Origin of the sequence: Burkholderia sp. FL-7-2-10-S1-D7 (assembly GCF_001524185.1) — a bacterium.
Taxonomy (GTDB): Bacteria; Pseudomonadota; Gammaproteobacteria; order Burkholderiales; family Burkholderiaceae; genus Burkholderia; species Burkholderia diffusa.
Genome location: NZ_LOWY01000014.1, coordinates 483042 through 494996, shown reverse-complemented (window position 1 = coordinate 494996; position 11955 = coordinate 483042). Strand labels below are relative to the sequence as shown.

Annotated in this window: 8 protein-coding genes and 1 pseudogene; 2 read left to right on the top strand and 7 right to left on the bottom strand. The window is 62.8% G+C overall.

What is annotated here, in order from left to right:
- The 5 genes from WS75_RS06695 to WS75_RS06675 all read right to left on the bottom strand — a co-directional run.
- A partial coding sequence (locus tag WS75_RS06695) for a hypothetical protein (RefSeq protein ID WP_156429718.1) occupies positions 1-443 on the bottom strand: 443 nt, incomplete at its 3' end.
- The gene (locus WS75_RS06690) at positions 440-3241 is read right to left on the bottom strand and encodes a toxin VasX (RefSeq protein WP_059679709.1); all 2802 of its coding nucleotides are present in this window, start codon (positions 3239-3241) and stop codon (positions 440-442) included. The genes WS75_RS06690 and WS75_RS06695, both read right to left, overlap by 4 nt.
- 12 nt (positions 3242-3253) lie before the next feature.
- Positions 3254-4180 carry a DUF4123 domain-containing protein gene (locus tag WS75_RS33335; protein WP_156429717.1) on the bottom strand — a complete coding sequence of 309 codons (927 nt, stop codon included), beginning with the start codon at positions 4178-4180 and terminating at the stop codon, positions 3254-3256.
- A complete protein-coding gene (locus WS75_RS06680) occupies positions 4180-6300 on the bottom strand; it encodes a type VI secretion system Vgr family protein (RefSeq protein WP_059679707.1) in 2121 nt (706 codons plus the stop codon). The genes WS75_RS33335 and WS75_RS06680 overlap by 1 nt, the downstream gene beginning before the upstream one ends.
- A 521-nt stretch (positions 6301-6821) precedes the next feature.
- Positions 6822-7346: a metal-dependent hydrolase gene (locus WS75_RS06675; protein ID WP_059679706.1), complete on the bottom strand. Its 525-nt coding sequence runs from the start codon at positions 7344-7346 to the stop codon at positions 6822-6824.
- A 399-nt stretch (positions 7347-7745) separates the two neighbouring features.
- Here WS75_RS06675 and ggt point away from each other — a divergent pair, with 399 nt between their 5' ends.
- Entirely contained in the window at positions 7746-9467 is a 1722-nt protein-coding gene (gene ggt, locus WS75_RS06670; RefSeq protein WP_059679705.1) for a gamma-glutamyltransferase, read from the top strand.
- Between the two features lie 59 nt (positions 9468-9526).
- On the opposite strand, the pseudogene WS75_RS06665 reads toward ggt, so the two are convergent.
- Positions 9527-9901, bottom strand: a pseudogene (locus WS75_RS06665) (TolC family protein); the annotation flags it as partial.
- A gap of 216 nt (positions 9902-10117) precedes the next feature.
- Here WS75_RS06665 and ppk2 point away from each other — a divergent pair.
- A complete protein-coding gene (gene ppk2, locus WS75_RS06660) occupies positions 10118-11068 on the top strand; it encodes a polyphosphate kinase 2 (RefSeq protein ID WP_059679703.1) in 951 nt (316 codons plus the stop codon).
- Positions 11069-11162: 94 nt separating this feature from the next.
- Here the strand turns inward: ppk2 and WS75_RS06655 are convergent, their stop codons facing one another.
- Positions 11163-11750, bottom strand: a complete 588-nt coding sequence (locus WS75_RS06655) for an IMPACT family protein (RefSeq protein WP_059679702.1) — start codon at positions 11748-11750, stop codon at positions 11163-11165.
- Positions 11751-11955 lie beyond the last annotated feature (205 nt).

Sequence of the window (11955 nt, the reverse complement as noted above, 5' to 3'; positions counted from 1 at the left end):
TGTTCATCGTAGGGGCTGACGACATAGAGCTTTCGTGTGCCGCGATGGAGGCGCACGAAGCTGCCCCTGAAGCGGCCTGAAAAGTTTCGGAAGCAGAAGTACAGCGCGACGGCAGCGGCAACGGCGATACAGGGCATAAGGAAGAGCAGGCCCCATACATCAACTGTAATTGGGGGCGTCGATATTGACCAGGCATAGACCGCGGTTCCCATCCCAATGAGTAGCGATTTGCCGACAAAGCTTGCCCACACATCCCGCACGATGTTGCCCTGAAGCGCCAACTCGACGCATTGGTCGCTCACGCGCCGTACGCCCAACTCCTGCTGTAGCAGGTCAGGCGTGCTGGGGATGGCGTGGCGATCGGGTGCGCTGTGCCACAAGCGGGTGGCGCCGATGAGCAGGCTGTTGGGCAGGCGCTGGAGGGTGTTGGGGGAGCATTTCATTTGGGAGGCCTGACGGGGGTCAGTTTGGCAGGATCAATGGTCGGAGAGAGCCAGCCGGACGAGGTAAAGACCAAGGGCTCGGGCGCACCAGGCTGTTCCACGCCGATCCTGGGCAGTTTTTGCGGATCGGGCCGGAAGAAATACTTCAACTCGACCTGGGCATCCTTGTGCATGGCAATGCGCCAACCGCGCTCCATACCCACGCCATCGGTGAGCGGCTCGATGATGTAATGGCTTTCGAGGTTGATCAGGGCGCCCGGACGCGTCAACGCGCTGTTCGCGTCGATCTTTTCTAGCGGCCGCCCGCGCAAGAGCACCCGTAGATCGATCTGCAGGTCATTCATCGCGTAAGTGGCGGCAACGGTAAAGCGCAGCCGCAGGATGCCGGCGATACCATGCTCCGGGTCCCACACGGCACTGATCTGAGGGCTGTATTGCAGGCTATGCCAAGCTTCCAGCTCCTGCGCCAGCGAGTAGCGCGGCGTGAGAATGCCCCAGGCGGAGTGGCGGAGCAGGATTTCCACTGGACCGTGTTGTGCGGCGTCCGCCTGAATCGTGAAAAAGACGACAGCTCCCACGGCCAGGATGGCAATCAGTGCCCAGCCGAAGGGCGTGATGCCTAGGGTCCAGAGCGGAGCGGCGGCGCCGGTCAGGGTGGCTAGGCTGGCCGCGCCACCCGCAGCCGCGGCGAAGGCCGATATGCCGCCAAATATCGCAGATTTCAGATACATGTCGGCTTGTTCCGGATTTGCCTCGCTCCCGGCCTTGACACTGCGTACTCCATCTGCCGCCGCGAGTGCGGCAGCCGCAGCCGAACCAGCGACGGTGCTTCCCCACTTCACGCCAAAAATCTTGAGGGCGTTCGCCAATGCTGTATTACCACGCCGCGACGATGCCGTAGAGGCGGTTATTGTTGTTACCTCCAGACTTGCCCCGATTACGGTAAGCAGAGATCCGAAATGTGCCAGTGCTGTTGTGGTGTTTTTGGTTTCTTCCCGATCCCTAATCGCATTCCTCATCCCCCAAATCGCCAACCCACCCCCGATCCACGTAAAGCCGATGCCCAGCGGCCCCTGCAAGCGTTTGAGGTTGCGCAGCATTGGGTTGCCGGACGGATCCATCGGCCTGGGCTGCCCGATGACATGGGCGGTACCCACCGTTTCAAATTCCCACACGTCGACCTGTTCGACCATCGAGACGCGCGTGGTGCCGGGCTTTAGGCCTGGCGCGGTATCGACCCGGACTCTCCAACGGGTCTCGCGGTCCTGGAAGGTGGCATACCCCTGCATTTCCAGACTCCACGCGAGGTACTGGTCGCGGGATACCGAGCGGCAGCCGAGTACGCACGCGAAGCGGCGTTCGGCCACATGACGCCAGCGCCTGACCTGGATATCGGCTTTCTCCACGGGGGCGGTGGCGACATAGGAATAGATGAGCCGCGCGAGCATGTCCGTGACGATGGTGCCGGGCCGCTCGTCGAGCATCTTGTCCACTACGTCGAAGACGCCCCTGGCGAGGGTGAGCGGCGTGGCAAAGCGATTCATGAGCGGTTCGTCGCCCGCGCTCAGGGCCTGCCACAGCGGGCTGACTTGCGGCGGCTGCTCAATGATCCTCGCGAGTTCGGCCCGACCGCCCTCCGTGTGCACGGCGGCAGCGAGGCAGTTCAGCACGGCGATTTCGAAGTCGCGGGCATTGTCGGCGCACGACAGGTCAAACAGCTTGAACGCTTTGCCGACGAGCAGGGACGCGTCTACCAGCTTGACCCATGCAGCGACGTCAGCGCCAGTTTTGTCGACCGGGACTTGCAACGCTTTCAGTGTTTTCTCATAGGTCGGCCGGAAGGCGCGTGCGCCCTTGAGGTCGACGAGTTCGCGCTGACGTTGGAGTGCATGTTGGGTGTCCGGCGTCTGGGCCTGCCGTTCGGCATAGGTGAAATAACCGTCGATTAGCGCAGCGCTTTGCAGCCGGTGCTTGCTGGCCTTCTGGTAGTTGTCGCGCTTTTGCACTTCCAACGCGCAGAGATGCCCCAGCTCGCTGGCGATACCGATGGGGTCCTGCAATGCCACCGCCAATGGCGGCGTGTCCTTGCGCGGCACCAGCGCAACGTGCATGGCGCTGAGAATACGGGTGTAGTCGGGCTTGTCGGTTCGGAGCTTGATCTCGCTCCACGGGTAGTCCAGTGCGACACCCGACACGGAAGCGATGAGTTCCGGTGTGGCGTTGCCCAGCAACACCGCATCGAACACATGACGCTGCTCGGGGCCGCCGCCGGGTTTCACGGTCGTCGCCAAGGTGTCGCGCAGCCCACCCTCGTTGGTTTCGATCCACCAGAGCGTGCCGTGCGTCAGCAGCGTGTCGCTGACCATCACGTAGACGGTATCGGCGGTGCTCTTGTCCGGCGCCAGCAAATATGGGGTCGCGCGTGTCTCGTCGGGACGCGCCACGCGGCCGGGCGCATCGTCGTTATAGTCCGCCGCAGTCCACTTGATGGGCGCGAAACGCACGTCGGCTGTCACCTTGTAGTGCGTCGTCATCATGCGTCCACCTTGATAAAAGAACAGATAGACGTAGGTGCCAGGGCGCAGCACGCGCAGGCCATAGGCCTTGCCACCTTGCAGCGCAGGGTAGCCGGCCACACTGAGCTTGGGATAGGCCTTCGCATCGTAAGGCTGGTCCGCAATGCCGTAGCGCAGCGGATAGAGGGGAATGCCATGCTCGCAGGGTGGTGCGGACAGGCTGTCGCAGGTTTTGGCGTTGGGGCTGTCCGGTTGCACGGCCCGCTGGAGGCGATTTGTCATGGCGGCGTGTGCTTAGAAGGTGAGGGACGCAATCTGGGTCAGACGCGCCGTGATGGCAAACAGTCTTGACATGCCGTGGTCTTCGCGCCGGCTCAGCAGCGCATGCACGGTTTTGTCCTCGACGAAAGGCTCGCGCGGATAGCGCAGCCGCAGTTCCATGTAGTAGCGGATATCGCATTCCAGCCGGAAGCCGAACTGATGCGCTTCGTCGGCGAACGTCGCCAACGACCGACGCAAGGCAAGCTGCGCGTCGGCAGGCGCGTAGGCGGGGAAGCGTCGCGTGAGCGTATGAGCAAACTCGCGCATGAACCACGCACGTCCAGCCAGGTTCAACGCGGCTTCGTCGCTTGGCGTCAATGCGAGGTGATGATCGATCGACAACGGTGGCGCCTTGCGATCAGGCGCATCGGCACGCAGCCAAGTGTCGGTTTGCGTTTCACCGTCGTGCCAGATGCAAGCTTCAATCGGACCGAACAGTTGGGCGCGCTGGTCTTCGGGCAGTGCCTCGCAGCATTCTTCGAGCGCGCGTGTGACGTGCAGGCCGAATGCGACGGGCCATCCGTCCGCAGCGATAAACTGATGCAGCCCCTGCACGTGGCTGACCAACACGTTTTCATCATTCGGTCCAAGCAGAATCACGCCAGCTTGCTGGGGTATCCAGGTCGCGACGGCATGGGCCAGCAGCGCCGCATCCAGTGGGACCAGTAATGGACCGTGGCGATAGCCGGGAAGCGCGTACTCCAGTGGCGTATCGCGCCATACCCAGCGGTAGTCGAAGCCATGGATGGTCGCGATAACTTCTTCCTCCAACGCTTCGCTATGCGCGCCGCTGAGCAAGAGCCATGGTCGTGGACCGGATTGCAAAGCCGACCAAACGGGTTCGGCGATGGCGCGCACGACCTGGCGCGGCCAGCCTGCGTCGACGGTGTGCGGTTCCATCAAGCGGCTCCTTTACCGCAGGGGCAGGGTTTGCGCGGGCAGGTGCCGTCTGCGCGCATCGCGCAGGCACGATCCATGGGCAGGCCGGTGTTAGGGGTGCCGGCGATGCCCAGCGCATTGCCGCGCCCGCCCGTTTGCAGGCGCAACGGTCCTTCGAGCTTGATCGCGATCCCGCTGATCGTGATTCCGGATGCATCGATACGCAGCGTCCCACCGGGACCCCTGATGACGATGGCGTCGGCGGCCCCCAGTTCATAGACGCGGGTTTTGCGGCGAATCGCCTGACCGGCGGCCAATCGAGCATAGCCTGCGACCTTTTCCTCGAGATGTCCGCCAATCGTGATCGAGTGGTTGGCGGTGATCGTGTCGTGGCGGTGGTTGCCGACTTCTTCGGTGCGGTCTTTGCCGATACGGACAGTGTGATTACGCTCGATGGCAAGGAAATCGTCTTGGCCGATCTGATGCCGCCGGTCCTGGCCGATCGTCACCTGTTCGTCGTTGCCGACCGTTTCCTTGCGGTCGTGGCCGATGGCGACGTTTTCATCATGTTCGACGTTTTCGCTACGGTCATGGCCGACGAAGGTAGTTTCGTAATGGTTGACGTGAATGTTCTGGTCCTTCTGCGCGTGGACGAAGATTTCTTCCTGATCCTTCTCGTCCTCGAAGCGCAGCTCGTTGAAGCCGTCGCCCTTGTGGGTCTTGCTCTTGATGGTCATGCGCGTCTTGTGGCGCGGCAGCTCGTAGGGTGGCAGCTGCGTAGCCATGAACGTACGCCCGATGATGATCGGCTGGTCGGGATCGCCGTTGACGAAAATCACCAGGACTTCCTGCCCGATGCGCGGGATCGCGATGTGCCCCCAAGTGGCGCCGGCCCAGTTCTGGACGGCGCGTACCCAACAGGAGCTGCGATCATCGAACGTTCCGCGGCGATCCCACGGAAACTGAATTTTTACCCGCGCCCACTCATCGCAAAAAATTTCTTCGCCTTCCGGGCCGACCACTGTCGCCGGTTGCGGGCCATCGATGCGGGGCTTGGGCAAGGGCTCCGGCCGCCATTCCACGTCATCCGGCACGAGTTCGGCGGTGTAGCTGTAGTGCGTGCCCTGTTCCGCACCGACGCTGTCTTCCTCCAGGTTGGTGTGCTGCACGCCGCGGTGGCGCATGCGAATGACGCGCCAGCCGCGGTTCCACGCGTCACGCGGGTGATCGGTCAAATCGAAGGCCAAGCCTGGCTGGAGACGTGCGTCATCGCCTTCCACTGTGGCCACCTTGGCGTCGCGCCGATGGCCGCGCAGGCGATTCAGGGTGAACGGCGTTCCAGCCGCATCTTGCTTGTATCTCCCAGGGTAGTCGAAACGCTCGTAGTGATCGCCTTGGTGTTCCAGGTCAGATGCCCGTGGCGAGTGTTCCTGGTTGTAGCGCGGGTGGGTAAAAACGTAGTCGCGCTGGGTTTGCTGGGCGGTGCGGACGTTTTCTGCGTATCGGAACCGCCGCAGCGCGGGTTCCGGCTGGTCGCCGCCGGCCATTGGGTTATACACAACGGGACCGCCCTGAATTCCTCCGTAACTCCAGAGCCGGTCACAATAGATCAGCTGATGTTCGTTCTCGGTATGAAGAAAGCCGTGGACGAAGCCTTCTTCCCGTGCGATGCGCTCCAAAAAGTAAGCATGGGTGTCGCCGGCTTGTACGCAATATTCACGGGTGAGATGTTCGGTCGTGTCGTCAAAGTCGACGTGCACGATGCGCTGTTCTTTGAGCACCCTGGCGATGATCTGGGGGACTGTTTCGGCCTGGAAGGCCCGCCAGTCGGAACCGAGTTCGAGGCGGGCGAGTTCCGGTTCGACCACCGCGTAGTAGAACGTTCGCCGGAAGCCGGTTTCGCGTTGCTCGAAACTCGAAACGACGCCATGCACATAGCGCACAGGCGCGTCGCTCTGCCAGATAGTGAGTACCGCCGGGCAATCCAGCACTTTGCCGAAGTCCACGGCCGGATCGGCGCTGACGAGTGTCAGCCGTAACCGATACCCTTCGGACAGACCCTCGTCGAGGTCGAACTCGACGACATCAAGCGGGACATCGCCGGCCTTCAACGTAAAACGCACATCGGATTGCGCGGCCATCGTCAGGTGTCCATTCCTTATCTGAACTGAAGCGACGCACTTCGTGCATGCCTCGAATTTCTGGCGGCGTCACAGCGGGATGGATCGATTCATCGTGCGCGATGCCGGTCGATGTAGTGCTGTGATATGGATGCCCATGGGGCACGTTACCGGGGGGGAATGGTGGGCCTTGGAGGCGCCAAGCGTCTATGAGACGAATCCGAAAATAGTTGGCGTATAAGGCTCGCCTCATTTCGATGCAAAAAGGCGGCGATGGCTAATGGGCTTCCAGGAACTTGCGCGTGTATCGGCGAGTTGCCAACGGCACGCCAGCATGAGGACGCAGTCGTGGCGAAGCGGTGTGCTTAGCCGACGTGTGAATTGACCCGATACGGAGAAGCGGAACGGCCGTTGGTTCGCGCCGACCCAGACCAAAGATCGTCACCTTCATTCAGATAGGAGCCTGCACGGCACTTCCAACGAACGGAAAGTTGCATGCGCGTGGGCATGCCGATAGCGCATCGAATTGCGCCAAATTGCAACTAAACGCGATGCAACCACCCGAGCCAGCGCTCGAGCAGCGGTGCACGCGTCCACAGCGATTGCGCAAGCCACAGCGTGCCGCCCCATGCGGCGGCCACGACGATCAGGTCGCAGTGTCCGCTGTTCCACAGGTTCAGTGAATGGCGCCGCCAGATCCACGGCACGCCGAGCGGATTCGGCCAGTCGGCGAGCAGGTGCATCACGCCGCCGCACGCGAAGCCGAACAGCGGCGCCGCCCACAGCGGATGCGGTTGATGGATGAGCCCGTGCCACCCGAGCGCGAGCAGCGCGATCCAGCCGATACCCCAGTGCGTGATGGTGCGATGCGTGATCCACAAGCGGCGCTTGCGGGTCCACCAGGCGACTTCGAGCCAGTCGGGCGCGGTGCCGCCCGCGACGCCCGCCGCGAACGCGGCGAACATGCCCAAATGCCACGGGCCCGTGGCGCCGGTTTGTGCGACGAGGACGGCGGCGGCGACGCCGGCTGCGAAGCCGGACGCATGATGCGCATTGTGTGATGCCATAGGAAGCGAGACGAAGAAACGTGAAGCTGCGCGTGCAAGAAAAAATGATGCGGCGCGAAAGCGGGGCGCTATCTTCGCAGATCGTCCGGTGCAGTGGGAGCGACGTTTGCAGATTTTTTTGCACGGGCCGCATGGCCTGCCGCGCAGTTTGCAACTTTCGGTTTTGTGCGCTGCATGATGATGCGTATCGCGTGCAATTTCGACCGATCCACCGGCCTGTTTTGAAACCTCGGCATGACCCCGCACACACACAACGCATGCGCTTTCGTTGCACGTCATGTGTTCGACCCTTTTTGTCCCCCTATACTACGAAACCGGAGATGGCCGTCGGCGCGCCGGCGGTCGTGAGCGGAACAGGTGCCTTTCCTGCCTGAAGGAGATCCACATGGGGGACATGCAATGACTACGCTGAATCGCTTCAAATCATCCGCTGTCGTGCTTGCGACGGTGGCCGGCATCGGGTTCCTGCCGAACGCGCCCGTCTATGCGAAAGGGCCGCAGCCGGCCGTCCTGACGAGTTCGGCCGTTGCGGTGGCCGACAAGTACAGCGCGGACGCCGCGGAGCGGATCTTCAAGGAAGGCGGCAACGCGATCGACGCGGCCGTCGCGATCGCGTTCACGCTCGCCGTCACGTATCCGGAAGCCGGCAACATCGGCGGCGGCGGCTTCATGACGATCTACAAGGACGGCAAGCCGTACTTCATCGACTACCGCGAGCGTGCCCCGCTCGCCGCGACGAAGGACATGTATCTCGACAAGGACGGTAACGTCGTCAAGGGCATGAGCCTGTATGGCCCGCGCGCGGTCGGCGTGCCGGGCACGGTTGCGGGCATGTGGGAAGCGCAGAAGCGCTTCGGCAAGCTGAAGTGGAAGCAGGTGCTCGCGCCGGCGATCCACTATGCGCGCGACGGCTTCGTCGTCGACGAACAGCTTGCGCAGCGCGGCGTCGACGCATCGAAGGAGTTCGGCGGCAAGACCAACTTCGACAAGTATTTCTCCGGGCTGAAGGCCGGCGTGAACTTCAAGCAGCCGGATCTCGCCGATGTGCTGACGCGCATCGCGAACGACGGCGCGGAAGGTTTCTACAAGGGCAAGACGGCCGAGCTGATCGCCGCATCGATGAAAACCGGCGACGGCAACGGGCTGATCACCACCGAGGATCTCGCGCAATACCGCGCGGTGTGGCGCCAGCCGGTGCAGGCGAAGTGGAACGGCTATGACGTGATCACCGCACCGCCCCCGAGCTCGGGCGGCATCGGCCTCGTGCAGCTGCTGAAGATGAAGGCGGACCTCAAGCAGGACTTCGAGGGTGTGAAGCTCAACTCGCCGCAGTACATCCACCTCGTCGCGGAAATCGAGAAGCGCGTGTTCGCCGATCGCGCGCAGTATCTCGGCGATCCGGATTTCTACAAGGTGCCGATCGCGCAGCTGACCGACGACGCATACATTGCGAAGCGGGCGGGTGAAGTCAACCCGAAGGAGCCGTCGGATACGAAGAGCGTGCAGCCGGGCCTCGGCACGTCGATGCCGGAGAAGGCCGAGACGACGCACTTCTCGGTCGTCGACAAATGGGGCAACGCGGTGTCGAACACGTATACGATCAACGGCTATTTCGGCTCGGGCGTGATCGCCGACGGCACCGGCATCGTGCTGAACGACGAGATGGACGACTTCTCCGCGAAGCCGGGCGTCGCGAACATGTTCGGCGTGGTCGGTAGCGATGCGAATGCAATCGAGCCGAAGAAGCGTCCGCTGTCGTCGATGTCGCCGACGATCATGACGAAGAATGGCAAGGTGTCGCTCGTGATCGGCACGCCGGGCGGCTCGCGGATCTTCACGTCGATCTTCCAGGTGATCAACAACATCTACGACTTCAAGATGCCGTTGAAGGAGGCCGTCGGCGCGATGCGTTTTCACCATCAGCTGCTGCCGCCGAACACGATCTTCTGGGAGCCGTACCACCCGATCGAAGGCGAACTCGCGAAGCAGATCGAGGCTCGCGGCTACACGCTGAAGGGGCAGGACTTCAGCGGCGACATTCAGGTGATCAAGATCGACGGCAAGACGCCGGAGGCGATGGCCGATCCGCGCGGACGCGGGGTCACGCGGATCATTCACTGACGAAGGCGGCCGGATGCGCGACCGCCGCGGCGGTCGCGCCGCTGCGTGTCGCCTGACGCTCAGCACCGGTCGTTCGCCGCATTGCTCTCGAGGAAGCTGTCCGCCGCGATCGGCGATGGTTCGTCGAGGGTGCCGAGCACGCTTTTCAGCGTCCACTGCAGCTTGGGCCCATCGAGATGGCGGTCGAACAGCTTCTGCCGGATGCCCGAGATGTCGCGCCGCAGGTTCGGCGTTTCATACGTCTTTCGGTCGCTGACCTGGCGCGTTTTCATTGGCGCGTCGTATGCAAGCCGCGCCGCCTGCAGCGATTGCTGCAGCGCACGCATGCGCATGCCGACCGATTCGAGCGCGGACAGCGCCTCGCGGTGATCGGTGCTGAATTGCTCCTCGACTTTGCGCAGCCGGTTGCGATACTGCTCGGTCACGCGGTCGGCTTATCCCGTTGCACACGAAGACCACGCTTGACATTCGGGCCGCCGAATCGGACGCTGGCGTCCAATACCTTCAACATTACCGCGAACCCGGTTCTGGCCAGCGTGCTGCCCGGATTCCGCTTCTGAGGGGCGGATCGGCCCCTTTTTCATCAATTTGACGCGAGACACTGGGATAATGCTGTAGTTTGGCTGCGTCAATTGAAGGAAGGAGGCCCCATGGACGATAACGATTCCCGCACCGAGACCGACAACTTCACCGATACGGCATCGCTTGATTCGCGCCGGCGCCGTTTCGAGGAAGACCTCGTCGACGCGTACGACGAAGAACTCGAAATGGAGCTCGACGACCGCCGCTTCGACAGCGACGAGGATATGCTGTTCTCGCCGGAGCGCCGCGAAGCGCGCAAGCAGTATTTCCGCGAGCTGTTCCGGCTGCAGGGCGAACTCGTGAAGCTGCAGGACTGGGTCGTGAGCACGGGGCACCGGCTCATCGTGATTTTCGAGGGGCGCGACGCAGCAGGCAAGGGCGGCGCGATCAAGCGCATCACGCAGCGCCTGAACCCGCGCGTGTGCCGCGTGGCGGCGCTCCCGGCGCCGAGCAACCGCGAACGCACGCAGTGGTACTTCCAGCGCTATGTCGCGCACCTGCCGGCCGGCGGCGAAATCGTGCTGTTCGATCGCAGCTGGTACAACCGCGCGGGTGTCGAGCGCGTGATGAATTTCTGCACCGACGATGAATACGAGGAGTTTTTCCGCTCGGTGCCCGAGTTCGAGAAAATGCTCGTGCGCAGCGGGATCCAGATCGTCAAGTACTGGTTCTCGATCACCGACCACGAGCAGGAGCTGCGCTTCCAGAGCCGGATCGAGGATCCGCTGAAGCAGTGGAAGCTGAGCCCGATGGACCTCGAGAGCCGCCGTCGCTGGGAAGCGTACACGGTCGCGAAGGAAGAGATGATGGCGCGCACGCATATTCCCGAGGCGCCGTGGTGGGTCGTGCAGGCGGTCGACAAGAAGCGCGCGCGGTTGAACTGCATCCACCATCTGCTGACCCAGGTGCCGTATCACGAGGTGCCGCGGCCGACGATCGATCTGCCGCAGCGCGAGCACCATGAGGACTACATTCGCCGTCCGACGCCGGACAGCATGATCGTCCCTGACGTCTATTGAGCGGCTCGGGCCGGCTGGATCGACCACGGAGGCGCGCCGTGCAATGCGGCGCGCGTCATCCCGGATCTGGGAATGCGGCTCGGTTGCCGGAATTTCACAGGTCGGGGAAGCCTGAGCGCCCCTGCGTCAAATCGAACAGCTCGGCCTTGGCCGCCGCCTCGGCCGTTTCCGGCAGCTTGATCACGAGCCTCACGGTCATCCCGTACGCGCTGTCCACCAGCTCGTAACCCGCCTGCTCGATCCAGCGGCGCACGCGCGCCTCGTCCGGATAGCCGATTTCGATCGCGAACCGCGTGTGGCGAATGCGTTCGACGCGCTCGGCATCGAGCAGCGCCGAGGCGATCGCATCCGTATAGGCGCGCACCAGGCCGCCCGCGCCGAGCTTCACGCCGCCGTAGTAGCGGACGACCGCACCGAGCACGCCGTCGAGATCGTGATGACGCAGCACTTCGAGGATCGGCCTGCCGGCGGTGCCCGACGGCTCGCCGTCGTCGGACATGCCGGACTGGCCGCCGGCAAGCAGCGCCCAGCACACGTGGGTGGCCGTCGGGTGCTCGTCGCGCAGGCGCTGCAACGCCTGCATCGCGGCTTCGCGGTCCTCGACGGGGATTGCGAATGCGATGAAGCGGCTTTTGCGGATTTCGAGTTCGCGAGTGTAAGCAGTAGCGAGTGAATAACTCATTGAAAGGAAAGCAGGTCCTGTGAGGGCGGCATCGAGCGCATTATGAGCCATTCCGGTGCGGAATCGCCGCAAGGCACGCCGGGTGGGGATCGTCTCGATAACCGACGATGCACGGTTTTTTCTAGAAATTGATAAATGGTTAAATCTGGAAGGCGCCTCGCGCAGTGGCGTTGATCTTTTGTAACGGCCCTGTTACAGTTCCGGC

Bases quoted from the DNA above. Each gene is read 5' to 3' on its own strand.
- ggt (WP_059679705.1), top strand. From the start codon at position 7,746: ATGACTACGCTGAATCGCTTCAAATCATCCGCTGTCGTGCTTGCGACG.
- ppk2 (WP_059679703.1), top strand. From the start codon at position 10,118: ATGGACGATAACGATTCCCGCACCGAGACCGACAACTTCACCGATACG.
- WS75_RS06680 (WP_059679707.1), bottom strand. From the start codon at position 6,300: ATGGCCGCGCAATCCGATGTGCGTTTTACGTTGAAGGCCGGCGATGTC.
- WS75_RS06675 (WP_059679706.1), bottom strand. From the start codon at position 7,346: ATGGCATCACACAATGCGCATCATGCGTCCGGCTTCGCAGCCGGCGTC.
- WS75_RS06690 (WP_059679709.1), bottom strand. From the start codon at position 3,241: ATGACAAATCGCCTCCAGCGGGCCGTGCAACCGGACAGCCCCAACGCC.
- WS75_RS06655 (WP_059679702.1), bottom strand. From the start codon at position 11,750: ATGAGTTATTCACTCGCTACTGCTTACACTCGCGAACTCGAAATCCGC.
- WS75_RS33335 (WP_156429717.1), bottom strand. From the start codon at position 4,180: ATGGAACCGCACACCGTCGACGCAGGCTGGCCGCGCCAGGTCGTGCGC.